The organism is Janthinobacterium sp. GMG2, assembly GCF_033949445.1.
GTDB lineage: Bacteria > Pseudomonadota > Gammaproteobacteria > Burkholderiales > Burkholderiaceae_D > Janthinobacterium > Janthinobacterium aestuarii.
On the sequence record NZ_JAXAWA010000006.1, the window covers coordinates 260529 to 286595 of the forward strand.

General features: G+C 52.0%; 21 protein-coding genes. 7 read left to right on the forward strand and 14 right to left on the reverse strand.

Annotated features, from left to right (window positions below):
- Window positions 1-122: 122 nt before the first annotated feature.
- The 4 genes from SKZ59_RS21715 to SKZ59_RS21730 all read right to left on the reverse strand — a co-directional run bounded on the left by SKZ59_RS21715 (window position 123) and on the right by SKZ59_RS21730 (window position 5033).
- Window positions 123-1583 carry a c-type cytochrome gene (locus SKZ59_RS21715; RefSeq protein WP_319992914.1) on the reverse strand — a complete coding sequence of 487 codons (1461 nt, stop codon included), beginning with the start codon at window positions 1581-1583 and terminating at the stop codon, window positions 123-125.
- A complete protein-coding gene (locus SKZ59_RS21720; protein WP_319992915.1) occupies window positions 1580-3238 on the reverse strand; it encodes a GMC family oxidoreductase in 1659 nt (552 codons plus the stop codon). The genes SKZ59_RS21715 and SKZ59_RS21720 overlap by 4 nt, the downstream gene beginning before the upstream one ends.
- Window positions 3235-3894 carry a sugar dehydrogenase complex small subunit gene (locus SKZ59_RS21725; protein WP_319992916.1) on the reverse strand — a complete coding sequence of 220 codons (660 nt, stop codon included), beginning with the start codon at window positions 3892-3894 and terminating at the stop codon, window positions 3235-3237. The genes SKZ59_RS21720 and SKZ59_RS21725 overlap by 4 nt, the downstream gene beginning before the upstream one ends.
- A gap of 122 nt (window positions 3895-4016) precedes the next feature.
- On the reverse strand, window positions 4017-5033 hold the full coding sequence (locus SKZ59_RS21730) for a hypothetical protein (protein ID WP_319992917.1): 1017 nt from the start codon (window positions 5031-5033) through the stop codon (window positions 4017-4019).
- 138 nt (window positions 5034-5171) lie between these two features.
- Here SKZ59_RS21730 and SKZ59_RS21735 point away from each other — a divergent pair, with 138 nt between their 5' ends.
- The 3 genes from SKZ59_RS21735 to SKZ59_RS21745 are packed head-to-tail and all read left to right on the forward strand — an operon-like array spanning window position 5172 to window position 7392.
- Window positions 5172-5660, forward strand: a complete 489-nt coding sequence (locus SKZ59_RS21735) for a GNAT family N-acetyltransferase (RefSeq protein ID WP_319992918.1) — start codon at window positions 5172-5174, stop codon at window positions 5658-5660.
- Window positions 5645-6388 (forward strand): aspartyl/asparaginyl beta-hydroxylase domain-containing protein, encoded by a 744-nt coding sequence (locus SKZ59_RS21740; RefSeq protein ID WP_319992919.1) that lies wholly within the window; start codon window positions 5645-5647, stop codon window positions 6386-6388. The genes SKZ59_RS21735 and SKZ59_RS21740 overlap by 16 nt, the downstream gene beginning before the upstream one ends.
- Complete coding sequence (locus SKZ59_RS21745; RefSeq protein WP_319992920.1) at window positions 6385-7392, forward strand: sulfotransferase; 1008 nt, start codon at window positions 6385-6387, stop codon at window positions 7390-7392. Before SKZ59_RS21740 ends, SKZ59_RS21745 begins: the two co-directional genes overlap by 4 nt.
- Window positions 7393-7395: 3 nt before the next feature.
- Here SKZ59_RS21745 and SKZ59_RS21750 read toward each other — a convergent pair whose 3' ends face one another.
- The 9 genes from SKZ59_RS21750 to SKZ59_RS21790 form a co-directional block, all read right to left on the reverse strand.
- Window positions 7396-7698 carry a hypothetical protein gene (locus SKZ59_RS21750; protein ID WP_217653626.1) on the reverse strand — a complete coding sequence of 101 codons (303 nt, stop codon included), beginning with the start codon at window positions 7696-7698 and terminating at the stop codon, window positions 7396-7398.
- A gap of 446 nt (window positions 7699-8144) precedes the next feature.
- Complete coding sequence (locus SKZ59_RS21755; RefSeq protein ID WP_319992921.1) at window positions 8145-9437, reverse strand: hypothetical protein; 1293 nt, start codon at window positions 9435-9437, stop codon at window positions 8145-8147.
- Between the two features lie 385 nt (window positions 9438-9822).
- Window positions 9823-10659 (reverse strand): hypothetical protein, encoded by an 837-nt coding sequence (locus tag SKZ59_RS21760; protein WP_319992922.1) that lies wholly within the window; start codon window positions 10657-10659, stop codon window positions 9823-9825.
- 82 nt (window positions 10660-10741) lie between these two features.
- Window positions 10742-12232 (reverse strand): hypothetical protein, encoded by a 1491-nt coding sequence (locus SKZ59_RS21765; protein WP_319992923.1) that lies wholly within the window; start codon window positions 12230-12232, stop codon window positions 10742-10744.
- A 232-nt stretch (window positions 12233-12464) separates the two neighbouring features.
- Window positions 12465-13673 carry a tyrosine-type recombinase/integrase gene (locus SKZ59_RS21770; RefSeq protein WP_319992924.1) on the reverse strand — a complete coding sequence of 403 codons (1209 nt, stop codon included), beginning with the start codon at window positions 13671-13673 and terminating at the stop codon, window positions 12465-12467.
- Window positions 13674-13975: 302 nt separating this feature from the next.
- Complete coding sequence (locus SKZ59_RS21775) at window positions 13976-15418, reverse strand: VapE domain-containing protein (RefSeq protein ID WP_319992925.1); 1443 nt, start codon at window positions 15416-15418, stop codon at window positions 13976-13978.
- A 922-nt stretch (window positions 15419-16340) separates the two neighbouring features.
- On the reverse strand, window positions 16341-16862 hold the full coding sequence (locus SKZ59_RS21780; protein WP_319992926.1) for a hypothetical protein: 522 nt from the start codon (window positions 16860-16862) through the stop codon (window positions 16341-16343).
- A 91-nt stretch (window positions 16863-16953) separates the two neighbouring features.
- Window positions 16954-17661, reverse strand: coding sequence for a hypothetical protein (locus SKZ59_RS21785; protein WP_319992927.1), 708 nt, complete (start codon window positions 17659-17661; stop codon window positions 16954-16956).
- A 191-nt stretch (window positions 17662-17852) separates the two neighbouring features.
- A complete protein-coding gene (locus SKZ59_RS21790; RefSeq protein WP_319992928.1) occupies window positions 17853-19040 on the reverse strand; it encodes a radical SAM protein in 1188 nt (395 codons plus the stop codon).
- Between the two features lie 625 nt (window positions 19041-19665).
- On the opposite strand from SKZ59_RS21790, the gene SKZ59_RS21795 reads away from it, so the two are divergent.
- The 4 genes from SKZ59_RS21795 to SKZ59_RS21810 all read left to right on the forward strand — a co-directional run bounded on the left by SKZ59_RS21795 (window position 19666) and on the right by SKZ59_RS21810 (window position 24287).
- Window positions 19666-19947, forward strand: a complete 282-nt coding sequence (locus tag SKZ59_RS21795; RefSeq protein ID WP_240317726.1) for a helix-turn-helix domain-containing protein — start codon at window positions 19666-19668, stop codon at window positions 19945-19947.
- Window positions 19948-20165: 218 nt separating this feature from the next.
- On the forward strand, window positions 20166-21482 hold the full coding sequence (locus SKZ59_RS21800) for an ImmA/IrrE family metallo-endopeptidase (RefSeq protein WP_319992929.1): 1317 nt from the start codon (window positions 20166-20168) through the stop codon (window positions 21480-21482).
- A gap of 356 nt (window positions 21483-21838) precedes the next feature.
- Window positions 21839-23431 carry an AAA family ATPase gene (locus SKZ59_RS21805; protein WP_319992930.1) on the forward strand — a complete coding sequence of 531 codons (1593 nt, stop codon included), beginning with the start codon at window positions 21839-21841 and terminating at the stop codon, window positions 23429-23431.
- A gap of 1 nt (window position 23432) precedes the next feature.
- Complete coding sequence (locus SKZ59_RS21810; RefSeq protein ID WP_319992931.1) at window positions 23433-24287, forward strand: hypothetical protein; 855 nt, start codon at window positions 23433-23435, stop codon at window positions 24285-24287.
- Between the two features lie 247 nt (window positions 24288-24534).
- Here SKZ59_RS21810 and SKZ59_RS21815 read toward each other — a convergent pair whose 3' ends face one another.
- Window positions 24535-25881 carry a hypothetical protein gene (locus tag SKZ59_RS21815; protein ID WP_319992932.1) on the reverse strand — a complete coding sequence of 449 codons (1347 nt, stop codon included), beginning with the start codon at window positions 25879-25881 and terminating at the stop codon, window positions 24535-24537.
- Between the last annotated feature and the right edge of the window lie 186 nt (window positions 25882-26067).

The following is a 26067-nucleotide window of genomic DNA, read 5'->3' on the forward strand; positions in this document are numbered from 1 at the left end:
GCGAAGACAATCGCCAGGATCGGGCCAGAATAAAAAATGGCTACGATTGCTCGTAACCATTTTTCAGCCTGCATTTTACTGCAAGTTGCGCCCAACGTTCATATTCGCCGCCGTTTCGACACTTATTCCTTGCGTTGGCGGCGCCGGCGCAGCCACACAAACAGCGCGATCAGCAGCAGGATGCCCACGATGCCGCCCGGCAGCATGAACGGTTGCGCCCGCGCCAGCACGGGTTTCTCGCCGCCGCTGCGCGCCTGCGCCACGTAGGCCGGCGAGACGGATACGTCCGGGTTGCCATACTGCTTCAGCACGTAATTGGCGATCGACGCGATCTGCTCGTCCGTCAACGGCTGCACGTAGGAGCGCTGGTCGAAACGGGGCATGAACGCCTCGTGCTCTTCCCCTTCGATCTTGCGCTCGACGCCAAACAAGATGGCAGACACCAGGTTGGCCGGGGTGTTGCCGCCCGTCGCCGTATTGTTGAACAGGGCCGGATAGCTTTGTCCCGTGCTGCCGGCGCCGCTGGCCGAGTGGCAGCTGGCGCAGTAGCCGGAAAACAGCACGGCGCCGCTATTGAGCGAATGATGCTCGGTGGAAGCGGCCATGCCGCGCAGCAGCGGTTCTTCGCTGGCGGCGCTGCCATGGCTGAAGGCAGCCTTGGTCTGGCCCGGTGCGCGCACGGGCGGCACCGTGCGCAGCCACGCGACGATGGCGGCCACATCGTCGTCACGCAAAAATTGCAGGCTGTTCTGGATGGCTTCGGCCATGCCGCCCGCCGCCTGCCCCTTGCCTTCCACATGGCCCGTCTTCAGGTAAGCCGTGAGTTCCGCATCCGTCCACGCGCCGATGCCGCTGACCTTGTCCGACGTGATGTTGGGCGCATGCCAGGAGCCGAGCGACGCGCCGGCCAGGGTCTGGCTGCCGATTTCCGCCATCAGCGCATTACGCGGTGTATGGCAGGCGCTGCAGTGCGCCAGGCCTTCGGCCAGGTAGGCGCCGCGGTTGATCTGCGCGCTCTTCGCCGGATCCGGCACGAAGCGTTTATTGTCGAGGAACAAGGTATTCCAGCCCAGCATGGACAGACGCACATTGAACGGGAACGGCAACGCCGTCTGGCGCGCCGGCTCGTCGACGGGCTTGACGGCCTGCATGAAGTAGTAATACAGGTCGCCCACGTCCGCATCCGTCAGCTGCGCATAGCTGGTGTAGGGCATGGCCGGATACAGGTGGCTGCCATCGGCGCGCACGCCTTCGCGCAGGGCGCGCGCAAAGTCGGCTTCCGTGTAGTGGCCGATGCCGCCTTTTTTCGATGGCGTGATATTCGTCGCGTAGATCGTGCCCAGCGGCGAGTCGATGGCATAGCCACCCGCATACGGCTTGCCGCCCGCTGCCGTATGGCACGCCATGCAATCGGCGGCGATGGCCAGGTAGCGGCCCCGCTCCAGGCGCGCATCGGGTTTGGCGGCGGCAGGCACGGCCGGACGGTCCGGCGTCAGGGTGACGGGCGGCGCCAGCGGCGCAGCGTGCGCGGCCAGCGGCAAGCCGGCCGCCAAGGCCAGGCTCAGCAATAAACGGCGCATCATGCAGCCTCCCTTGCCAGGGTGCGGGCGATGTCGTCGGCAGCGCGCAAACCGAGCGCGGCCATGCTGAGGGTGGTGTTGACGACGCTGGCCGACGGCATGGCGCCGCCGCCCGGCAGCCACAGGTTGGCGTGGTCGTGGGCGCGGCAATTGCCGTCGACCACGGAGTCAATACGATTCGAACCCATGATGACGCCGCCCATGATGTGGTTATTCGCGTTCAGGCTGTCGGTGATATGGAATTCCACGGCGCCGAACAGCTTGCCGATGTGCTTGAGCTGCGCATGCGCGGCCTTCGCGCCATCGCGCACGTAGTCGCCCACGTCATAGTAAATGTCGGGGCAGGCCAGGCCCAGCGGGTCCTTGCGCGTCTTGCTCAGGGTCAGGCGGTTATGCGCTTCGGGCAGCGGTTCCAGGCTGATCGACAAGTCCACGCCGAACGCGGCGCGGCGGCGAATCTCATCGTCGAGGTCCTTGCCCACCAGGCCCAGCTTCAAGGACTGCTGGGTAGCAGGCCCGACACGCGTGATGTTATTGAGGATCATCTTGTTGGCCGAATACTGCGCACGGAAGGCGCCGTCGCGCGGGCCCACCAGGCAGCTGCTTTGCGCGGGGCCACGGCCCGTCCAGATCGGTTCATTGGCAAGGAAGGTACAGTGGAAACCCGAGTGGTCCATCATGTTGCGGCCCACCTGGTCGGAACTGTTGGCGATGCCGTTCGGATTGTTCTTGTTGGCCGCCAGCAATAGCAAACGCGGCGTTTCGATGCCGTTGCAGGCAATCACGAAAGCCTTGCCCGTCGCCATATGCGACTGTTTTTTCGCGTCATACCAGTGCACGGCCGTCACTCTGTTGTTGTGGTCCGTGTCGATGCGGTAGACGACGGCCTCGGCCAGCACGCCCGCGCCCTTCAGCTCGGCCCGCTCCACGTGGTGGATGCCGTTGTACATGGCGCCGATGGGGCAGATCGGCTGGCAATTGTTGTTGCCGCAGCAGGTGGGACGGCCCTGCCATGGGCGCGTCGAACGGCCTTGCGGAATCGGCACGGAACGGTAGCCGTGCGGGTTGACCACTTCGGCGAAGCGCTTGTCGCCATAGCCCCAGGGCACCATGTCCATCGGGTACGGTGCGCTGCGCTCGCTCGGCGATTGCAGGGCCGGATCGTTGGGGCCGGCCACGCCCATTTCCTGCTCGGCGCGGCAATAGTACGGTTCCAGTTCATCGTAGGAAATGGCCCAGTCGCGCCCTACCCCGTAATCGCTTTTCATCCGCATGTCGGACGGCAGATGGCGCCAGCACGACGCGGCCCAGTGCCAGGTCGTGCCGCCCACCGTGCGCAGATAGCCCTGCTGGAAACTGCTGCCGTTGGGACCGGATACTTCCACATAGTTATTCTTCGGGAAATACAGCGGTGCGGGCGCGTTTTCCGCTTGCGGATACAGGCCCTGGAAGTCGGAACCGACGCGGTTTTCGAAGGGCATGTTGCGCCAGTTTTCCACGGCTTGACCACGCTCGATGCGCAGGCCCGCTTCCAGCATGATCACGGAGTGACCTTGCGCGGCCAGCTGGTCGGCCATCATGGCGCCGACGACGCCCGTGCCGACGATGACGACATCGGCGACGACGTCGCCATTGCTCTTGAATTGGGGTGATTTCATTTTGCTTGCTTGCCTTTCGGTTCAGGGGTGCCGGTGGTGGCCGGCGCGGGCACGGGTTTCGGTTCCACGGGTGCGGAAACGCGCACGGCCGGCGGCGCCTTCAGCCACCACAGGGGACCGTAATTGCAGTAAGTCGGCACGACCTGGCCATCGGCCACCGTGCGGTACATCAAGGCCTCGGCGTAGGCGACGACGATGGATTTCGTACCCTGCGCCGCGTTGCCGGCGACGGTGCCCGTGTACCAGGCGGCGACGATGGCCAGCGCCAGCTCGCGCAGCCCCGCATCGGCGGCGGTGGCGGCCGCCAGCAAGGTCTTCGCTTCCTGGCCCGTGACGAGCAGCGCGCCCAGCTGCGGCAAGCGCTCGGCGAAGCCGGGCACGTTGCTGCGCATGGCTTGCTCGATGCGCGCCGCCGTCGCGGCGGACAGATCGCGGTGGCCCGTGATCGTTTGCGACAAGGTGTAGAACAGCATGGTGGCAGGGGCCAGGCCCGTCGCCGGCGCGCTGGCCGGGGCCTGCATGGCGGCGGACAGGGGATTGCTCCAGAAACCGGCCTGCGCCAGCAAGGCGGCCAGGCCGATCAGGGCGTGGCGGCGGCTGATGCGGGGAAGGGATGAAACGGATGTTGCAGATGGTTCAGTGTCTGGATGGTTCATGAGACTCCCGCAAGACTTGTTGTTTTATTGACTTCGATGATTGCGCCAAATTGCATTTGCGCATAGATGGAACCGGTTCCATATTATCCTACAGAAGTAAATTGTCTGCCAATGTAGTATTACTAATGGGAATTTGGCTCGGGCAATTCCTGTTTTTCACGCAGGCAAAACGCCAGCCCCGGCTGGCCGCCCAGGCGGTAATGGAAGTCCAGCACGCTGCCGCCAGCCAACGAGGGCTTGTCCGGCAAAGGCAATGGCAGGTTCAGGCTGCACTCGTGGTCGCCCAGGACGATGTCGCCATACACGCGGATGCGCGTGAGCAAACGCGGCGCCTGCTCCAGCACGTCAGGCAGGCGGATGCTGGCGGCCGGAAGCCTGTCGCCCTGCTCCCCCTGCCAGGCGCGCAAGGCGTCCGCATCGAGCGCAAACACGGGGCCCCAGTCCGTGCACGGCTCGCCGGGGCTGCGCCGGTCCAGGCCCAGGTGCACGGTGACGGCCGCCGGCAGCAGCGCCGCCGCAGGCGCTTGCGCGTGCAGGTTGCGCAGGATGGCCACCTGCGGCTCCTTGCCCAGCGCCGTATTCATGGTTTCGCTGACGATCACGTCCGGCATGGCGCCCGCAGGCATTTGATAGGCGGCCGCGTCGGCGCAGATGTATTCGTCGATGTGGCTATCCAGGCCCAAGGCGGCGATCAGTTCGCGCGCATAGTCCAGGGTTTCCATATGCACGTCGAGGATGGCAAACTGCACCTGGGTCGCACTCAGCACGGCCATCACCGGCAGGGCCAGCAGTGCGAACGGGCCGCAGCCCGCATACAGCACGCGCACGGGACGCCCACCGTTCACGGCCAGCAGCTCGCGCACGGCCTGCGCCAGGCCTTGGATGAAGGCGGCGCTGCGGTACGGCTCGCGCGCGCACAGGCCCGCCTGCACGGGCGAGATGGCCCAGCCGCTGGGGAGAAAACTTTCGCCGTCGCGCAAGCCATCCTGCCGGTCCATGGGCAGGCGCGAATGGCGCTCGACGAGCTGGCGCAGCTGCACCGTTTCGCCGACCAGGCTGGCCAGGGTACGCTGCGGATCGCACAGCGCGGCCGCCATGGCGGCCAGTTCCGCGCGCGCCGAGGTCACGCGCAACTCCACGGGCAACTCCACGGAAAAGGCGGGATAAAGACAGAATGCATGGCAGCTTCCTTGAAATGATTGCAAGTACGCGGAAAAATTGGCAGCATAGCAAATAAATATACGCCTGCGCATTTGCCACCACCTGCCGGAGCACCGATGCACGACTTGCCGCTTTCCGCCCCCTACCAGTTGCGCGTCCAGCGCGACGACGACGATGGCTTTGCCGCCGCGCTGTACAGCTCCACGCGCGACGACTTGCGCCAGATGCCGGCCGATCCCGCCGTCATCGAGCAGCTGATCGCCATGCAGCAGCGCATGCAAAGCCACGGCTATCGCCAAGCGTATCCGCACGCCGCATATCTGGTGCTGCAGCATGGCGACACGCCCATCGGGCGCCTGGTCCTGGACCGCCAGGATCAGGTGCTGCACCTGGTCGACATCGCCATCCTGCCCGCCGCGCAAGGCCAGGGCGCAGGCAGCGCCGTGCTGCGCGGCCTGCAGGCGCAAGCGGGCGCGCAGCAATGCCGGATCCACCTTGCCGTCAACAAAAGCAACACCGCCGCGCGCGCGCTGTACCAGCGGCTGGGCTTCCGATTGCGCGGGGAAAACGAGGTGCAGAATCAACTGGAATGGAGCGCGCCATAGTGGCGGCGCCGACTCCACCCAGCACCTGGCTGCGGCTGCCGCTGCGCTTTGACGTGGCGCGCATGCAGCGCGACAGCGACCGGTTCGCCACGGACGAGTGGATCCATCATTTCAATACGGGCGCCTACGACACGGGCTGGAGTTGCGTGCCGCTGCGCTCGCCGGGCGGAGCAGCTGGCGACATCATGCCCGTCGACGGCGCAGCCTATGCCGGCACGCCGCAACTGGCGCGCTGTCCCTGCCTGCGCGAGGTCCTCGCCAGCTTCGCCTGCGACATCCGCGCCGCGCGCCTGATGGCTTTGGCGCCGGGCGCCATCATCCGCGCCCACCGCGACGCCGGCACGTCGCTGGCCGATGGATTGATCCGCATCCACATCCCCATCCACACTACGCCGCAGGTCGTGTTCAGCATTGACGGCGAGAACGTGCACTTCACGGCCGGCCGCGCCTGGTACATGGACGCCAGTTGCCTGCACGCCGTGCACAACCAAGGCACGGCGCCGCGCATCCACCTCGTGCTCGACTGTATCACCAATGCCTGGCTCGAAACGCTGTTCGCCTCGGCCGGTTTCGTGCCGAAAGCGGCCCATAAATATGGCGACCCCAGCATCAACGATGGCAATGTGCGGGCCGTCATCGCCCAGCTGCGGCTGTCCCCCTCGCCCGCCAGCCTGGCGCTGGCCAGCGAATTGGCAGCATTAGCCGGCGGCGTTGGGAACGCGCCATGAGCGCCCGGCATGGCCTGACCCAGCAGGAAGGCTTGCTGGCCAGAGGCACTGTTGTTCCCTGGCATGCGGGCATGGACATGCGCCGCTGGTATCCACTCTTTGCACAGCACGATGCGCAAACGGACGAGGTGTCCCTCTGCTGGCGCGACCTGGGCCGGCAGCCGTTCAGCGAACCATTCTTTATCAACACCCTGGCACGCCAGCCGCATGAGGAGCGCCGCGTCTGCCACACGCCGCTGGCGGCGCTCGCCACGCTTGGCGATTGCCTGACGCCCGACGCCTTCATCTTCCACGTCTCGCGCTGTGGTTCGACCCTGCTGACGCAATTGCTGGCGACCTTGCCGCAATGCGTGGTGCTATCTGAGCCAACCGTGATCGACTCGCTGCTGCGTCTGCATCACGATGGCATGGCGGGCAGCGACGGCATCGCCCTGCTGCGCCAGGCTATCCTGGCCCTGGGCCAGCGCCGTACGGGCGAAGAGACACATTTCTTCATCAAGTTCGATTGCTGGCACATCCACAACCTGGACTTGCTGCTGAAGGCGTTTCCCGGCACGCCCTGCCTGTTCGTCTACCGCGAACCGCTGGCCGTGCTGGCATCGCACCAGCGCCAGCGCGGCCCGCAAATGGTGCCCGGCATGCTGCACCCGGCACAACTGCCGCTGCCCCCGCACCAGCTGGCGCCCGGCGATATCGATGGCTATACGGGCCTCGTGCTGGCCAGCCTGTTCGACGCGGCCCTGCCCCATGCCGCCGCCGGCCAGCTGCAGTTAATTCACTACAAGCAATTGCCAGATATCCTGTTCAGCGATGTATTGACGCACTTCGGCATCACCCCCACGCCGGCACAGTTGCAAGCGATGCGCGCGCGGGGCGGCGTGCATGCGAAATACGGCACGGCCTACCAAGGCGACCCGCCAGTGGCCGCGACAAGCGGCCTGGCCGCCATCGCCGCGCAAGTGCAGCCAGGCTATCTGGCGCTGGAAGCGTTGCGCACGGGGTAATAGTCACAGCGCGGCGGCATTGTCCTCGCGCCACTTGCGCACCATCTCGCTGCTGATTTCGCGCTCATAGCAGATGGGAGCGTAACCGCCCTTCCGGCTCCATGCGCTGCGCCCTCCGCAAGCGCTGCCATTCTTGGCGGCATTGTAGGGACAGGGGCAGCGGCCAGGATAGGCGGCGATCGACTCGGCGATGATCTGCTGTTTGACCTTCGCTTCCGATGCCGCCTGGCGTCCTTGGCCGCCGGCAAGGGGCGCGTAGGCCATGCCGGCGGCAAGCATCAACACCAGGGCGCAGAGATTCTTCATAGGAAAGGTTGTTTTCATCGAGAGGCAGCAAACGTACGCTGAAAGTATGGCAGATGCTTTTCGGCAAATCAGCGTGAAATGTCACGAGAACCATGGCCACAATGCAAAAAGCCCAACCGGTGAAGGCTGGGCTTTTCGATACTGCTGATGTTCTGGCTCCCCGACCTGGACTCGAACCAGGGACCTGCGGATTAACAGAACGAGGCTCCGGGAAACCTATGGTCAGGAAGTTCATGATTTACAACAAGTTTTCGACGCGCCGTCGCACCAGTCCTGAGACACCGACCTGATACCGAAACCGACTGACAGACACCGAAATCAGGGTAGCTAAAACCTGAATCAAGTCAACGGCTTAGCTCCTCCGGCACCGAACGGAAACTGAGACGACTGGTGGACTCAGTACGTCAAAACGAACCTCCGTCGACCCAAGCGTCGCTAACGCAGCGTCAGTCCTCAATATCCTCGTCACCTTCATAGTCCTCAATTTCGTTCTTGGCGCTGAAACCGCAGCCTTCCATGAAGGTCCACGCTTTGAACCAATTGAACGTTTCATTGACCTTCAACGGTGAATTGTCGCAGTATTTTCCACCACTTGCTTCGTAGGCGAAAAGAGAATTTATGTTCGCAACATAAGCATCGCGCAACATACCGGTCGGTCGAAAGCCCAAATTATGAGTAAACACCGTTTCCATCCCTGTGGTCACCATTACTGACCATTCAGGCATCTCAAGTTCAATGCTGGGATTATTCGTAAGTGTATCTTCCAAAGCCCTTTTAGCGACCGATAGCAACCGCCCGTGAAAGCCAGACTCTGCTAGTTCTCGCAGCGACACTACATCTTCAGGATCAAGTTGCTCAAGTAAAGGCTCGCTCCTGAGCGGATTGATGATGCGAAATGGATTTAGGGCACATATGATCAAGGCGTTCTCGTAGAAGACAGGAATTTCCTTCCAGCGCTTTCGGGTCCAGCAGAAACCATGCAGTCGTTCAGCTTCCATGAGCTGAGCACAGTAGCTACTCACAGCTTCGAGATGCTCAACGGTATAGTCGTTTAGGCTTCCGTTTTCTTCCTCGCTGTCGATCCAACCTTCGATGTCATGGAAAGACGCAACGACACAAGTCATGGCCTCATGCGAAAGTAGTTCGTTAGAAAAGTGCTGAAAATCCTCATCGCTTGGGATGTAGAGTTCCAGTCGAAGACTACCTATTTCGTCGGTCGTAAATGTGGGCTGATATAGGATGATGTTCCGGTCTGAGATCAAAAGGTCGTACAGAAATGCGTGCCTAGACATCTTGGCGAAAAGCGGTGTAACAAGCACATTTGTGATGTCTTTAGGCCCCGACAGAGCGAACATTTCGCTGATGTAGTAGCTGTACCCCAAGAGCTCCGAGAAGGCATTTCGCTCGGCTGACCGATCCACTTTTAGTTCAAGGATAAAGATACCGTCATCATGTTGTCCGAGGAAATCTAGTTCCATTGGGCGCGTACCATCGGTCGGAAGTTTAACCTTGCTGCCTATCAGTTGACTATCTGTCATGTTGCCATGAAGGTTTCCCAACTTTTCAAGTGCTTTGTGCTTTATCAAGCGCCAAAGCTCAAAGTTGGATTCACCATCTTCATCGTGTTCTACGCAGGAGGTAGTCCAATCATCAAATACGTCGGTTTCTGCAATGAGCCCTGCTATGCCACTAGCCCATATATACTGATGAACTTCTTCTTCTGAAAATTTTTTCACCATGACCATGGTTCCTTGTTGTTTTAGCAGGGTGGCGGAGTCTTTAGGAAACTATAGTCGTAAGCCGAAGTTTGGCCATCGCTATTATTTCCTATAAGCTGGAGCGTGCGCGTAATGAAGAGCCCTTTCTAAAATTCGAATATCCGTTTCTGATCTTTTTTTTGAAACCCCGGTCAGCGTACCAAGCCGACACAAAATATCGCTAAATCGACTATCCAGAACAGCCGGAGTTCAACGAAAGCGGGCCTATTAGATGATTAATATCTCTTCAAACTAAAGAAAAATGTTACCGTGTAACCCGCTTAACACAATAGGCCAAATGTAGATTTTCATCTAAAGGAAATTTCCCAACTCGGCAGAACGTGGCATCCGACTAGATTTTTCATTCCTAAGAAATTCCTTTCGATTCGCCATCTATCTTTTGTGCGTGAATTTTTTCTTCTAGCGCATCATCTTTGGTTCGTATAAAGTCAAGACGTTCAAGTAGAAAGTCTTCTCGAATCACTTCAATAACTGTGGTCTTTCGAGTATCACCATCATGCCAATTGAACTCAAGCCGGGCAAGTGGGGTCTCTTGTAATAGAAGCTCCCCATTAGATGAAAGTTTTGCCGTAAGCAATTGACCACTTATAACGAGAATGGGGTGCCAAATAAACATGCGCCAATACTTGTCAGGCTCAGTTGAAGACCAATTTTCAAATTCCATCATCTGATCTTCGGTGTACTCAGCAGCTTTTAAAATTGAAGAGTAGATATCATCGGGGTGGCTTGCCATAAACTCTTCCCGACCGTCCTTCTTACTAAGCACACAGTATTGAGAAAATAGATTTTCCCAATCAGCGGCCTTCTCTTCATAGATATCGATTCCATCAAGAAACGGGCATGGGTTGGGAGTGATACCAAATTTTAGGTAACTTTCGAAATCTGCATTGGGTGTTGACGGTCGTTCCGTAAGAAGAACGACTGGATAACGGTTGTTAACAGCCTCTATTACGAACGTCGTCTTAACGGTGACGCCAGGACGAAATGGACCGAAACCGCTCTCTGCTGTAAGATCTATTTCCCGAGCTTTCCCAGTACGTGGATCCTTATGAGATACATTGGGTTCGACAAAAAAGTCGGCCGCTGACAGTGCGCGAACAAGGCGAGACTCCATCAGGTAGCCCGACCGTTCAAGACAATCACGAACTACATCTTTTGATACTAAAGAATCTTCCGGCAACATATGTGGCTTTCATTTTTACAAACCTTGAGTATTGCCTTTTAGCCGATCGCAGGCATTGATCTTCAGTTTGACATGTAACAGCTTAAGCGGATGAACCGCCCTCCTTGTCGTCCTCCAAGGCTTCATTTAGGACTAGACCTTCCGTTACTCGTTTTGCCTCGGCCTCCAGTTTCTTTTCAGCTCGATCCACTATTGTCTTGGTAATAGCTGACAATCCGGGAACTTTCGCTAAAGTTCCCATTGCATCAGTGAGCTTAGCGCTCCTCTCGATGACATCCATCAATGGATGGTCGGACTTATTGTAATCACTAATAAGCTTCCCTGGATTCTCAGAGCTGACTTGAAGCAAATTAAACAATAACCGCGTACGTAGCTCATTCTTTGTATCACCATCACTAGGAAGTGTGTCAATTTGATTTGAAAGACCAGAAAATGTCTTCCCAAGCACAGATTTATGAGTGTACTCTTCAATCAATCTCTTAGATAAGTTCACTTTCTTATTTAGTGAATGTGCCAACCAAAGAACAGGAAAATACAAAGGAAGAATTGCCAAAATAAGTTTCGGCGTATCCTGTATTACTTTGACAAGTTCGATGTTCTTCTCTGCCAATAAATAAACATCAACAAAGAATGGAATAAGGGACACTGCAACCATCAAGCCAATAGCAACCTTAAACTGAAATTCAAAATCTTTCAATAGGACAACTTCATCATCTTTCTTTTTCTCGTATGCTGCACTGAGTCCCTCTGCCATCGCACCCGGCAACAATCCTGTTAATTGATTATTAATAGCATCAATACGATCATTCGAACTTAACATTAAATCTTCGAAAGATTTTTTATGTTCACTCAACTCATTTTCATGAAATTTCGTAACAGAATCTACTTGACCCTGAACTTCTTCAGCTAATCCATCTATTCTAGAAACGACATCGGAATACGACTTTTCCAATACTTCTTTTAATCCATCGATATGTTCTAATTTTCCTTCACTGTCCTTAACTTCGTACCCGTTTATCTGCTTATAAAGCTCATCTATACCAGCTTTTCTTTTCATTGAATGAGTAAGCAAGTCTTGAATGCTATCGCTAACCTCCTTACTATCTTCCAAAAATTCTTTGGCAGATTCGATATCTTCCGGAAGTTTCTCAGCCTTAGCTAGTGCATTATTGAATTTTTCAATATTCTTATCTACTTGAGCCGTTGCCAAACCCACCGATTCCTTGGCCTTCAAAACCTCTTCATAAAGACCACCAACCACCTCTATTTCCGCAAGCAACTGAGATTTATTTTCTTCCACGACTGCAATTTCAGCGTCAATTTTTTTAACTTTATCTTTCGCCTCACCATTTAGATTTTTCAATACAGTCAGGGCATTAGCAATGTCAGTCTCAGCCTTCTTAATTCTTTCAAAGCTCTCCATTGCCCCCAGCGCTGCTTGCTTTGCAATTTCCTCTGAATCAGTTATTCTATATCTTACTTCCTCACCAAGTTTTTCGATAGCATTCAACACGTCCTCTTTGAATGCATCAAAATCCTTTTCTTTTACATAGCTTCCAAAGACATCAAACATGATTCCCATACCTTTATTTTTGGTGCTTCTTTTTTATAGACCCCGCCGCCACAGTAGCAGAGATACCTTGGTACACTGAGCTCTAAATAGTTATCCGAACACCAATCATGGTGACACATAATTCGCTAACTTTCCAGACGCGAAATACGTTACTCATTGCAAAAACAACTGTCCGGCTTCCGTCCAAAGAGAACAAGGCGGCTACTACTGCACCGCCCCAGCCTTATGCCCTCTACGCCGCCAACATCACATTCTGAACACTCGCCACAGCCCGCCCAACACCCATCAATGCATCAGACGCGCTACTGGACGCCCTCTCCAACGTCCTCAACGACAAGTGCGCGTACCGTTCGGTTACCTTCGTGTCCGAGTGCCCAAGGATCTTCTGTACCTCGTAGATAGTGTGGCCGGCATTGACCAAGAACGAAGCGAACTGATGCCGAAGATCATGTAAGCGCAGATGCGGTAGATTGGCCTTCACCCGCAGCCGCCCCCAGACCTTATTCACAGCAGTCAGCCGCTCCTTGGTCTGCAAGTTGATGAACAGATGGTCCGACTTACCCTCAGTGCCTAGTTGGTCGAGAACCTCCATAGCACTGTTGTTCAACGGGATCGAACGCACACGCTTAGACTTGGAGTTCGTCGCCGGAATACGCCATACACATGACCGTCTATCGATATGTATCCAGTCGGCGTTCAAGGCTTCCGACAGACGAGCACCAGTAGACAACAGGAACAGCGCCACCTGGCAAACCATTGGCGGATCATTGGCGCGCAGCACCGACACCAGCCGCCCTAGTTCGTCGTCGTCAAGGTAGTGCTCCACCTTGTTATCTTCATTGAACTGCTTGATGCCAGCAGCAGGGTTCCTCTCCAACATGCCCCACTCCACGGCAAGATTCAAAGAATGGCGGATGAGCTTGAGATGATGATCTGCACTTGCTGCTGACAGTCCTTCGGTCTTCACTGACGCATGGAAGGTCTGGATCTGCTGCCGTGTAAGCTCATTGAGGCGCTTATTACCAAAGACTCCTTTGATACGTAGCCTGAACAATTCCTCATCACGTTTCCACGACCGTTTTCTGGAAGTCGCGAAGGGAAGGTAATGGTTGTCAAAGAACTCCGTGTAAGTGATTACTGCCTTCCGCGCCCTCTCTTCACCACGCGGATCGCTACCCAAGGCAATCTCAGCCTTCTGAACTTTAGCCCTCTTCCGAGCATCCCCTAGCGTCATATCAGAAGTACGGCCTATCTTCTGATGCGCTGTCTTGTTGCTATCATTCTTATAACGAAGATAGTAGGTGCCTCTACCAGGGCTCGTGGCGCGGACTTCAATGTAGAGTCCTGGATTGTCTTGATCGCAATATTCGATCCTCAGTTTCCCTTCGGGGCAGATCAGTTCGGTGGCTATAAAAGCTTCAGTAATTTTTACAACGGGCATATATGCTCTCCTTAAATAAATGGAATTGTTATCGTGAAAATCGGGAAGTTTGATGGATGTTGCTTAATTTGCAATTACGCAGATTGATTCACACACAGTCGATGCAGTGGCAGGATCTTTAAGGGGCATGACACAATTTTGAGGGGGAGGGAGGGGGGGGGCCGGCCCCTCGGCTTTGGCGATGAGGGCATATCATAGCTTCCTGTTTTACACCTCATAGAAACTGCTACCCCCTCCCCCACCAGCAACATAGTCAGTGGTTTAAAGGAAAAGAAATTCCATCCACAACGCAGTTATGTCACTTAATATTCAGAGTCCTGACGAATAAATTTTTCCTCCATCAAACCGCTCGACCCACTCGCCTTAAAATTGCTGTAATTATTTATTTCATTAGACTGAATCAATGGAACGCGCCAGACATTACTCCCGTTCACGCGCTTGCTATCCCCAAAATTCATACGTAAGAAAGCCGCAGCATCTTTGCATTGGGAATTATTGGGTTTGTCAATACCGAGCCTACTCAATATAGTTGTTGGCGTCATTGCAGGAAGGCCCGCTTCATGGCATCGTTCAAAATCAATCGATTCGCGCAAGAGTTCATGCACTGCATTCACGACCACATGGTTATTATTTTGTTCCGCCAGTAAGTTCTCTTCCTTTTCAGTCAGCCACCACTGCTCCCCTCCATGGTATTCCACCGCTATTTGGGCAAAGAGTTGCTGCATGTCAATACCATGATCATGCTTAACTTTGGTAACAGGGATAGTCCACCATCGTGAATTTCCAGTGTGATCTACTAAGAAGTTTGTATCATTTACAGAAGCACAGAAAACAGTTCTACGAGGATACTCAGAATCGCCTCTAGCGTATGGCCTTCTTATTTTGTCGCTAGTATCGGTAATAAACCCCTTCAACCTGGCAATATCCTTTTTGAAAGAGCTATCTAATTCTCCAATCTCTACTATCCAGTGACTCACTGCGGTCAATAATGTGTCTTTATTTGATGCATCTAAGTGATGCCCTAATTTAATCAAACTTTGTCGAAGTGCCGGATTTGGAATAAGCGAGCTAACCCAAGCAGTTTTACCTATGGACTGAGGCCCCTGAAGAGTAAGTACTCCACGACAATGAAAGTCTTCATATTTTAGTACGGCAGCAACTGCGCTAATTAGCCAACGTTTCAAAATAATTCGCTTTAGAGCTTTCGGATATCCTTCCCGCTCTATTAATGTTTCATAGAAATTCTCCAATCTATCAACGCCATCCCACTTGGAGCTTTCGATCCAGTCAGAAACAGGGTTGAATATATTCTTATCCCCTATCACTTCCAAGTATTCTGGAATTTTTGAATTTCCCATATTATTCAGAGTCGCCAAACTTGATACATGACTCAATGTGACTTGATCGTTATTCTCATAAGTCCCATTGTGCTTTGGCAAATTTATAATTAACTTCTTTATTATTATGTTATATCTAACAGTAACTCCATACCCCTTTAGAAGACACTCAACATTCTCAATAGTGCATGGTATTTGATGAGACTCTGATTTTGGTGGATGAACGAAAAGGCTCATACTCATTGGCTTCGGCGGCTTGGATCGCTCGGGTACCACTACAACTTCTGGTTTTCGCGCTTGAACGGTAGGAAGGAGAGGGAGGCGTGTCAAAACACCAGGCAGCGATGATGCATAATTAGCAACACGATCAGAGTTAATTGTATTTTTACTATAGTTTCCTGTTTGCATTTATTCTTCAATCCGAGCTGGTTATAGGGTTAATTGAACGGGTTGGGAATGTTGTTTAAACGAGCTAAATTTTTCGATAAATTAGTCAAATTTCATATTTATGTTTACTTTTTATCCTCATTGGTGTATGAAATTTCACATCTCATTAATAGTTTTTAATCATGATAATTGACCAAGTTTGGCGCAACAGCGACACTGCCGATCCGCCAATATTTCTACTAGAAGTTACAATTTACTTTGGAAATTCGTCTCTGCATCATCAATTTCCGGTTGGAATGATAAATACGCAATCGTCTTGGCTCGACCTCGTGGACGGTAAAACGTAGGGCAACTCTTTGATTTCGATGAAATTTGGGCCTTAAAAAATCATAAAAACAATGAGGGACAGAGCATTCACAGGGAAATTCTGCCCCTCACGCATCGACTTATACCGACAAGGAACTCATAAAAATTGCCAACAATGCTGCCGAACAACCATCCACCTAATAGCTTGCAAACTGGAGTATTCCAGCCGAACACCTACCAGGCAGCGTCATTAGCCACTTCAGCAATAGCCATATATCATTCCTTCATTTAATTTTAGATCCCGCGAAAAATAAAATTATCAGCACAAAAAATGCTGCCAGAATAGCCTTGGGACAAAGAATTAATATAATTAGCAAGCCGGCTATGGCTCCCTGCTGCATGCTTGGAAAAGATAAACAGACAATGCAAATTAACACTATCGATGTTGCGGATGCGAGCAAAAGCGCTCCTTTATTATGGTGTGTAACTTATTATCCACGCCAATTTCTGTTGTGGTTCTGCTATTGTTCAGCACTCTCCGGAAGTCGCGAAAAAAAAAGAAATTTCTTCTTTAAACTCAACAACTTAGTTTCTATCATTCCAAGAGACAGCCGGACTACAACTACGTTGGTGCCATCTATCGCTTCTTCGACTTCGCTATCTGCATAGGCTTAGCCGTCGATACGTCATCGCTCTCGATGGCCATACCCGACTCACCGACATTAATGGTGTCGGCCAGTATCTTCATCTCAACAAAGAACTGATCTGCATTGGCGCATTGGTAATAGCGCCGCATATCTTCCATGTGGATCACAAGCCCTTCGGCCTTCAACACTGCCAGGATGAAGCCAGCGGTATTGACTGACCTGCCAGCGAACACACTATTGAGCGACGACGATGTGACTGCGTCTTTCGACTTCTCCTTATCAAAAATGGTTTTCAGAGATGTGGAGGGCACCCATTGATCGCTGAAGAGGCCGCTCCCGGAGTTACCGTGAATACGAAAGCTGACACCGTCATTGAACTCAGCACCAGCCTTGTCAATCCGATCGCTTCTGCATCCGATGTGGTAAGTCAGGCTGGACCGACCTGACAGAGATGGACACACTCCAGTCTTCAGCACCTTCACTTCTGTGTCGTTATTGATCAAACTTTCCATACAAATTCTCCTGTAGTTAAAATTTAGAAGGTGATCAACACCTTCATATAAGATGGCGATAAATTCGTAACACCCTTACTGATGCTAGCTGTCAGTACCAGTAGCCGTAGTCGATAAGTTCGTTCCGCAACAACTCGACATAAATTCGATCCGGGTCAGGTGAGTGCAAGATGTCGGAGACCCTCAAGAACACCTGATCGAAATAAGGGCCTTGTGCGTTCTCCATCACGTAGTCCTTCAACGAACGGAAGTCATCGATCTCCACACCGAGCATCACGGGATCAATGGGGAACTTCACTTCGATATAAGCATCAGGCGACAGGCCATCCAACTGCTTCGATATGTCCGAGATCAAAATAACGATACCTTCAGAAAGCAGCCGATCATTGACAACCGGATCCCCCAGCGGATCAGGTCCGAGGTTCACCATGTACTCGTTAAGCGGGCATTGGAAATATGCGGCCCCGGAAGAACTCAGGTTGATGCTCGCGCCGGACCAGTAGGCGATGATGTCTGCATACTTTTCTGGAAGATTAGGAGCACCATCAAAGATACAGCCGCGCAGGCTGACCGGAGCCGACAGTGCAATCGGATGGCCCATTGCAGCTGGGTCAATGATCATTGCATCAACAGGCAGCACGGCCAACTTGAGTACGTTGGCGTTTTTTAAATGGTAGCCAGGCCGCTTGTCGAAATCAGGCATCTCATCGCTCAAGTTAAGCCGGTCGTAGTAGTCCAGGTCCTTGATCGCTTGTGCTGTTTCATAGGCCTCGTTCGTGACGTAAATGGTTGCTTGCATATGTACTCCTCATAATTAAATGATTGGTTAGTGGGATGAGTTGGTGTGATGAGTGCTGCGGGAAATGCTGATGCTGCGGTGGATTCTGAAATTCTGAAAAACTGCGAACGACGATTTGATGAGGGGAATTGGTGCCAGGAGGGATGATGCGAGGGATGATGACTTAAGGTGCCGCTATATGCTGAATACTGCTATTGATGGCTGGAGATTAGAAATCCTTTCTTGATGAGCTTGGACTTATGCCGCAGCTCAACCTGCGACCTATCGGGTTGAAATAGGTCCATGCTCCGACTGCCAGGAACTGCCTGTGCTACCTTGTTGTGAATCGCTTCGTGGATCGCATCCTCACCAATCAGAGGATCGAAAAAGAAGCCCTTGTTGAACCCGACGCGATCGACGGCATACTGCGCATTAAAGATGAAGCGCTTGGCATCGGCTGTCGAATCCATCAGTATCAGCTGGACCGACTTCCCTGCCCGTACTGACTTGCCCATGAAATAGCGAGGATAGGCACCTTCCGGCGACACCTCCTTGAACGCAAAGCCAAACTGACGGGCCAAGGTATCCATCACGCCGGTACTGAGCAAGATTACATCGATGTCGCTATATTCAAGATGCACCGCTGGGTCTATTAGGTGCCTGACAAAGCCGCCAAAAAGGTAAGCATCAGGATGCGCCATCAGGAAGACAGCGAGTGCTGCATTGTCCTGAACGATCTCATGTCCCGAACAATCAATGGTCGACAGATACCGGCTACTGAGGCACAATGACTTGGACACAAAGGCGATCCCGCTGTGGCCGAAGGACATTCCTGCCGCATCAACAGGAAAGATGCTGTTGAAGTTCTCACGCAGCACCAGTCGCCTTCTAAGTCTCTTATGCAATGCTGCATACTGCGGCTTCAACTCCAATAGGTCAGCCATTGGCAAAGGCGGAAGCACCAAGGAGAACTCGATATCTGGGTGTTGGCTTGAGCTATCCCATAGGTGCTGATAGCTATCCAGCATCTGAAGAACGTCATCGTCCAAGGAGATCGATACGTAGTCAGCAATACCCGTCAACTTCGCCACATGCGGCACCTCCCTGGTAATGACGCGGACCTTGTAGCCCTCGGCCTTAATGCTGTCCGACATCAACAGCAATGCCGGAAAGTTTTCATCGAATCGGTACAGGGGATCACCGCCACCACTGATCGTAATAAACGACTTCTTGCACTGCCGTATAAATGATGTCACATCTTCTAAGGACTGGGCTCCTTGCGGTAGTAGTGGTGAGCCGCGCCAGTTGCAGTATGCGCAGGCCTTGGCACATCCGAATCCCCTCTCCTTCCAGTTGACGATGATCGTAAAGTTGACGTGCTTGGTGGTGGATATGCTCATAACGCTCCTTCCTTTCTTAAAATTGATGAACGAAAAAATGGCCCGCCCACCGTAGGGTGAGAAGGCCAACTTAAAACTAAGGCATGCATCTACAACAACTATCGATCAATTAGTAACCATGAACTCATCATAATTATCACACTGATAATAGGCTTTCTTGGGGCCTAAAATACTGCAGCTCGACGTGCCATTGGGTACGACCGCCTCACAAATTGCTGTCCATTGACCGACCGTTTTCCCAGCGCTAGTCACGGCGATAAATTTAAGCATTGGACGAGATTTCCCTTTTCCTGACAAGTCCGTATACGTACCGCTATCCAGCACGCAGCCTGTTTTCACAAAGCTGAACTTCGCGCCCTCTCCCGAGAATCTTATCGTTTTTGGCGGGGGCAACATGGCGGCACATCCTCCCAATGCCGTGATGACTGCCACTGAGATTGCACACTTCAATTTCATACTGCTTCTTCGAGATAATTTCATTTTCGAACGGGTCCTTGTGGTTGTTACGGTTACAGAGAAGTAAAATGATGATACCAAATACTAAGGATTCCTTAGTGTGAGGTCAACAAAATACTAAGATTATCTTAGCCTTTAGGGGCTGAGAATGCGAGTGTTTGGAAAAAGGATGAAGGAAGCACGTAAGCATGCCGGCCTATCACAAGAACGACTAGGCGTGCTGGCAGGAGTTGACGAGATGTCGTCGAGCGCTAGGATGAATCAATACGAACGAGGCAAGCACGAACCAGACTTCTCGATGGTCGAGCGAATCGCCAAGGTTCTCAATGTGCCTGAGTCATATTTCTACGCCAAAGACGATGAAGCCGCTTGGCTACAGGTGGTGTTTCATCGGATGACAGTTGAGGATCGCGAACTGGTAACGCTGGCAGTGCGGGATATTCTGTCTTGAACTTAGAAAAGTCAAAATAGTTGGTAGATAGTGATGATAGATCAGTTGTCGGGGGGCGGGGGATTTTGAGAAGCGATGACCGACGTTAAGACTACTTATCGATCCGTCACTATCATTGGCAATCATCTGCTCACATTAGGTAACTCTACTATACTGCATGCATAACAATACCAATTGTTGACGTACTAATAGTGCCCATAAACCGCTAATAAAATCCAATGAATACTACTCTCAAGGGCGACCTACTAGAACAGGCAGTTTTCGACTATTTTACAAAACAAATTACCGAGCAGCGGCTTCCGTGGAGCAGCGAATTCTGTAAGGTCTTTCGTCAAAAAGGATACTACTCACGGGACAGGGAGGGAGACATAAAGTTTGATGTATCGATTGAATTCTATCTTCCTGAGGCAACTGAGTACTCAATGGTATGGTTGATAGAATGCAAGAACTATTCAGCTTCAGTATCAGTCGATAACGTCGAGGAGTTTTTCACAAAAGTACAGCAAGTAGCTCCAGCAAACTCCAAGGCCGTAATGGTAAGCAACTCAGCATTCGCTTCGGGTGGAATGAATTATGCTCGTAACAAAAAAATAGGCATCATCCGCTACTTCAATTCATCAGACGTCAAATGGGAACTGTATCGCTCACCCTCAGCGGCAATGCCAATGACTGGAAAGGAAGAACAAGCGAGTGTGATGAACGGCCTTACCCTACAAGATTTCAAGAGCAGTGTCTTCGATTTATACATGCAGGGACCCGAATGCCTGACCAATTCGCTATGGGATTTCTCAACCGGCATGTTTGAGGATTCAAGGCTCACGAAGGGTCAACTAAAATGGGCACGTAGTTCCAGCATTGCTCCAGTTTGCACTGTTCCGTACATCAGCCAAGATGAACTAGAAAACCGCAGCCTTGCCGTTCTTCGTGATTGCGGATATCAAAATGGGGCCGTGTCACTCGATGACATTTGTGCCAACGAAGCAAAAAAGTCCGGGCTACAGGTAAGACGGAATGTCAGCAACATGAATGAAGCTGGCCGAAATCAAAAACTTGGACAAATATCTTTCTCATCACTCGAAATTCTGATCTACGAACAGGCGATACCGAACCAAGGCCGTGAGCGCTTTACGCTTGCGCATGAACTTGCCCATCACCTCCTATGTCACGGAAAGTACATGTCAGGAGAGTCTTGCGACGATCAGGATTTTGCATTACTACAGGACGCCAAGGCTCTAGGATCGGATGTTGCTCGCATGGAGTACCAAGCGAACATCTTCGCGTCCTGCCTACTGATGCCTCATACCGGATTTATAGGAAACTTTAGGAGAATTGCAAAGTGGCTCGACATTCCAAACAGAGGGTTTGGAGAACTATACTTGGATACTCAACCTTGTAACTACCGAGACTACGAGAGAGTAACCGAAGAGCTAATGAAGTTCTATGGTGTTTCCCGTGCAGCTGCATCAATCAGATTGCAAAGCCTCGGATTATTACGCGACGTCCGCTCTGAATCCGAACAATATCTCATCGGCTAGCTATGCGATTTCCCACACAGCGCAATCTAAAGTTGCCACAAGGGACCTCGCAGTAGACATCCCTGATACATGTCATTCGATCCCACTCTAGTTACTGACTAGACTGTCAGGAATGCAAAATCCGTGCTGATCACCTGCAGTTAATGAACAACGCTAACGCATTAGGAAGCCAGTATAAATTTGCCAATTTACATTTAGCAACATAGAATGGTCACCATGGCTTAGCCCCAAGCTCTTGATCGCCACTTATCACCACTATCGCTAGGTGAAAACTAGAACTATACCTTGCAAAAAAATTTATCTCCGCATATGCATCCAAAATCTTGATTCGCGCAATATTCACTTTTTATTGAAAAATGCAAAAGAACTCACAGTCCCTGCAGTTTTACGTCCTCCCACAGCCCGAAAAGAATCCTGCTAATACAAAAGGATGGTCGGCGTACCTAGATACTGATTACTGGGACGACTGGGGAAAATACCGTACTCAGTTTTCTTTGACAGTTGTTGATCCTAAAGGAAAAAAGCACCAGATAGGACAAGTGAAAATTGGGTCACGGGGATTGAAGCCTCATGCTTCGGGGCCAAACGTTCCCCCAGGCCATCGTTATCCCGATCTCGAAAAGAGCTTCAGCCAACTCGATATCGACAAGGAATTCTTTTCCTTAGGGCAGGACGAGGAGTATTACTCGAATCTTAATACGCTTGGCGATCCGATTCGAGAGCAGATTCTGGTCGCCTTAAGGGATGTGGCGTGGGATAACGAGTTGTGGAAAGCGACACAGGACGAAATTGTCATGGGTGAATCATTACTCCGTTACGTTACTCATAGCACAGTCGAGGGGCAATTTAGGCGCATGGCACGTGGCGATGCTCGCGTCACAAGCTACAAATTCTCATATGCCCCTCCCAAGCGTTTGGGTGATGGTTCGCCGCCATTCAAGCTACAGTTTAGCGTTAACCCAAGGTCACCTATTCCGACAAACGTTCATGTCCTCATCGGCAGAAATGGTGTTGGAAAAACCCGCCTACTTTCTCTAATGACTAAGGCACTTGTGGCGAAAGACGCCACTGCCAAGCAGTCCGGAAAATTCGAGCTCAGCGAAGAAGGGACAAATAGCGGCAAGTTTGCAAATGTTGTTGCAGTGTCATTTAGCGCTTTTGACGAAGCCGAATTACTACCAGATCGAGGCTCGTCACCTGATGCCCTTGGCTTCTCTTTCATCGGGTTACGTGGATGGACGAGCGATTCGCCCACAGCAACTATTAAACCAAAATCTCCGCAAATGCTTGCAACCGAATTCTGCAACAGTCTAAAGGAATGCAGGATCGGCGTGCGGCGTAGAAGATGGGCAGAGGTTATTGGTACGCTCCAGTCCGATCCGGTATTTAAGGCAGCCCAACTAACAGACATGATTGAGGCAGACATATCCGAAGAAGACGAACTGGAAGGAGTATTGAAGACTTTCAAAGCGCTAAGCTCTGGACACAAGATCGTACTTCTGACGCTCACTCGCCTTGTCGAAAAGGTCGAGGAAAGAACGCTTGTTCTAATAGACGAACCAGAAGCGCACCTTCATCCACCACTACTATCAGCTATGACGCGCGCTATTTCGGAACTTTTGGTAAAGCGAAATGGCGTTGCCATCGTGGCTACACATTCCCCTATTATCCTTCAAGAGGTACCTAAGTCTTGCGTGTGGATAATTAACCGAATCCTCACTTCGTCAAAAGCCGAACGCCCAACGATTGAGACGTTTGGCGAAAGTGTCGGAATCTTGAGCCGAGAGGTATTTCAGCTTGAACTCTCCCAGTCGGGATATCATCATATCTTGAACGATGCGAGACGCGAGGCGACAACTTACAAAGAAGCTATAGAACTTCTAGGGAATCAGCTAGGTGCCGAGGCTAAGGCAGTTCTTCGAGCAATGTACCTAAGCGATGAGAGCTAGTATGAGGTATTTATCACTTCCGAAAGACGAAAAAAACAATACGTTCGTGGCACAGGACGTATTTGATATCTGTGTAACGATGGTTAAGAACCCTGCACTTAGGGCACAGCTTGAGGCCATAAGCACAGACATCAAAAAAGCAGCGATATGCTACGACACCGATGCAGCGGCCAAGACGCTTTACCTCACTCCGCTTACAGCGAAAATTCGCAAAGTAAATGGAGACGAATTGGTCAAGGTCTACACACTTCGTATGGTTCCCAAGAAAGCTAAAGGGAGACAGATATACGACCGCATTCTGTCAGCACCGGTAAATGGACGATGCCCATTTTGTGGAATTGGAACGGTGAACACCCTTGATCATTTCCTACCAAAGACGCATTTCCCGGTGTTTTCAGTCACGCCGAATAATTTGGTGCCCGCATGTACATGGTGTCAAGGCGAAAAAATGGAGTATTTTGCCACAACGGCGGGAGGACAGTTGCTCCACCCGTATTTTGATAATTTTGATCAGGATATTTGGCTTGCGGCAGATGTGGTCAAAGGATCCCCCGCAGCCTTTCGTTACCATGTGTCTCCACCTGCCCATTGGGCAGTGAATGATAAAGCAAGAGTTGCAGCCCATCTGAAAGAATTAAACCTCGGCCTCCTGTTCTCATCAAATGCTGGCAGTCGGCTTGCCGAGATTCGAGGACGCTTGGTCAAATTGCATAATCTGGGGAAAATGAACGCTGTGCGCTCACACTTAGAGGAAGAACTCGCCAGCATGGAAGAAGAATGTAAGAATTCATGGGTAGCGGCTATGTATCGGGCAGCCGTAGCCAGCAATTGGTTCTGCGATGGCGGATTTAGCTAAGCGCCAGCATTGTGCACACTGCTAATCTGGATATTAGGGGAGATACCTTAGGGGCTCGCCAGCGGCCCTGCAGGCAGACGCTGAAATGTAAAAAGCCCAACCGTGAGGCTGTGCTTTTCGATACTGCTGATGTTCTAGCTTCCCGACCTAGACTCGAACCAGGGATCTGCAGATTAACAAGATGGAGTTCTAAGAACACTAAAGGTGTCAAACTGAAAATTTCACAAAAATTCCTTGGTCTGTAGTTCTATTCGCACGGTGGACGGGTAGCCCTAACTCCAGCTCGATACCAGCAAGCAGTCAAGGGATCCATAGGAACGTTGAGCCACTCCCACGGCCTTTCCAAGCAGACCTCAGGATTTGTATTTCTCGAATCATAAGCGCAAGAATTATAGAAGGGGCAACACCGCCTAGCTGGCGACGCTTGTAAAGCCACCGTTTCCACAAAACCATCTTCACTTAAATGCAACCCCATGAAGTGTAAAGCAGCGTGTAATTTCTGTTGACCGAACTCAATGTCACTATTGATTGTAGCTGAATTTCCGAAATTGACGACATCATTGAGTCCTTGCACATCTCGCCCAATTTCTTCCAATTCAATTCGGGGGCAGGAAAAATCCGCAATAATACGCTGCAACGTTGTAGCCCTGACCGCCGGAGGTTCTTTTTTTATACAATCAAGCATCGTCAACTCAAAGAACGGTGCGGTTCTTCTTAACTCAAATTTTTCCCGCATATTCGCAACCAGACGCTTCACTTCGTCTCCCATTGGTTCAGCCAACGGAAATAACTGTTCCGTCTGAACAAAGACTTGCTCAATCAGCGCACGATACTCCTCAAGCCTTCTTAACGAAAGACGCTCGATAGCGGTAAACCTTCTATCGGCAGCTACGGTTTTTAATGCATGAAACAACTCCCAAAGTGCCAGTGGTGGATCATCGCATTGCAATGAGGTTATTGCGCAAGCAATAACTTGGTCATTGGCGATTTCGGGAATAACGTGGCGTGCTAAACCTAGAACTAGACGGTAAGGGGCCACCTTCTGCTTGTCCGGGAGTTCGCCATGAAGCATCAGGAATCGCTCCTCTAACATATTGGCAATCCCTTCGATTATTTCAACAACCCCGATCTCCGCCCTCACGCAGCGACCATGGTCGAGCTCTAATTCACAATGAATGATCGTCGAATACTCTGGTGGGTGTCCAAGCAAAGCGACCGCCAACTGTGATGTAGTAATACTTGCGCCGATCACTTTGCAAGCACCGCTGACGACAGAAGCATCAGGATTATCGCGTTGCCGCCGGGCGCCCATTCGGTAAAGATGAGTCCTTTGAACGGACGACAAAGCATAGTCCGTCAACTTTTTCGACGCAGAAGATTTTCCTACATTATCAATCTTGTTTCGGAAATTAGCCCACATGTTTACCATGCTGGCAAACGCATATATGCCATTAATCGTAGAAAGATTGTGAACGTAATGCAACCATTCATGGAGGAAATAACCAGCCGTTCGAGAGTTCGATAGGTCAAGCCTTAGTTTTCCATCATCCTCAACGCAAATATTTTCCCTTACTTGCTGAGGAATGCGGATCATGAAAAGGTCTGGGCAATAGGATGGGTTTCTCATGGCGCATAAGTGATAGAGTAGAAAATAGCAGCGGCTCTCGCCAGTTTACCTTTGCAAAGCATTTCACGCTAGTGGTGCAATTGTGCTACTTGCGTTGACACTTAGAATTCATCATGAATTCATTAGGGGCCGCCCTGCGGCCTCTCTATACCA

What these genes read in the sequence shown, in the direction of transcription:
- SKZ59_RS21715 (WP_319992914.1), bottom strand. Translation starts at nt 1,583, where the DNA reads ATGATGCGCCGTTTATTGCTGAGCCTGGCCTTGGCGGCCGGCTTGCCG.
- SKZ59_RS21720 (WP_319992915.1), bottom strand. Translation starts at nt 3,238, where the DNA reads ATGAAATCACCCCAATTCAAGAGCAATGGCGACGTCGTCGCCGATGTC.
- SKZ59_RS21725 (WP_319992916.1), bottom strand. Translation starts at nt 3,894, where the DNA reads ATGAACCATCCAGACACTGAACCATCTGCAACATCCGTTTCATCCCTT.
- SKZ59_RS21735 (WP_319992918.1), top strand. Translation starts at nt 5,172, where the DNA reads ATGCACGACTTGCCGCTTTCCGCCCCCTACCAGTTGCGCGTCCAGCGC.
- SKZ59_RS21740 (WP_319992919.1), top strand. Translation starts at nt 5,645, where the DNA reads ATGGAGCGCGCCATAGTGGCGGCGCCGACTCCACCCAGCACCTGGCTG.
- SKZ59_RS21745 (WP_319992920.1), top strand. Translation starts at nt 6,385, where the DNA reads ATGAGCGCCCGGCATGGCCTGACCCAGCAGGAAGGCTTGCTGGCCAGA.
- SKZ59_RS21750 (WP_217653626.1), bottom strand. Translation starts at nt 7,698, where the DNA reads ATGAAGAATCTCTGCGCCCTGGTGTTGATGCTTGCCGCCGGCATGGCC.
- SKZ59_RS21755 (WP_319992921.1), bottom strand. Translation starts at nt 9,437, where the DNA reads ATGGTGAAAAAATTTTCAGAAGAAGAAGTTCATCAGTATATATGGGCT.
- SKZ59_RS21760 (WP_319992922.1), bottom strand. Translation starts at nt 10,659, where the DNA reads ATGTTGCCGGAAGATTCTTTAGTATCAAAAGATGTAGTTCGTGATTGT.
- SKZ59_RS21765 (WP_319992923.1), bottom strand. Translation starts at nt 12,232, where the DNA reads ATGTTTGATGTCTTTGGAAGCTATGTAAAAGAAAAGGATTTTGATGCA.
- SKZ59_RS21770 (WP_319992924.1), bottom strand. Translation starts at nt 13,673, where the DNA reads ATGCCCGTTGTAAAAATTACTGAAGCTTTTATAGCCACCGAACTGATC.
- SKZ59_RS21775 (WP_319992925.1), bottom strand. Translation starts at nt 15,418, where the DNA reads ATGCAAACAGGAAACTATAGTAAAAATACAATTAACTCTGATCGTGTT.
- SKZ59_RS21780 (WP_319992926.1), bottom strand. Translation starts at nt 16,862, where the DNA reads ATGGAAAGTTTGATCAATAACGACACAGAAGTGAAGGTGCTGAAGACT.
- SKZ59_RS21785 (WP_319992927.1), bottom strand. Translation starts at nt 17,661, where the DNA reads ATGCAAGCAACCATTTACGTCACGAACGAGGCCTATGAAACAGCACAA.
- SKZ59_RS21790 (WP_319992928.1), bottom strand. Translation starts at nt 19,040, where the DNA reads ATGAGCATATCCACCACCAAGCACGTCAACTTTACGATCATCGTCAAC.
- SKZ59_RS21795 (WP_240317726.1), top strand. Translation starts at nt 19,666, where the DNA reads ATGAAGGAAGCACGTAAGCATGCCGGCCTATCACAAGAACGACTAGGC.
- SKZ59_RS21800 (WP_319992929.1), top strand. Translation starts at nt 20,166, where the DNA reads ATGAATACTACTCTCAAGGGCGACCTACTAGAACAGGCAGTTTTCGAC.
- SKZ59_RS21805 (WP_319992930.1), top strand. Translation starts at nt 21,839, where the DNA reads ATGCAAAAGAACTCACAGTCCCTGCAGTTTTACGTCCTCCCACAGCCC.
- SKZ59_RS21810 (WP_319992931.1), top strand. Translation starts at nt 23,433, where the DNA reads ATGAGGTATTTATCACTTCCGAAAGACGAAAAAAACAATACGTTCGTG.
- SKZ59_RS21815 (WP_319992932.1), bottom strand. Translation starts at nt 25,881, where the DNA reads ATGATCCGCATTCCTCAGCAAGTAAGGGAAAATATTTGCGTTGAGGAT.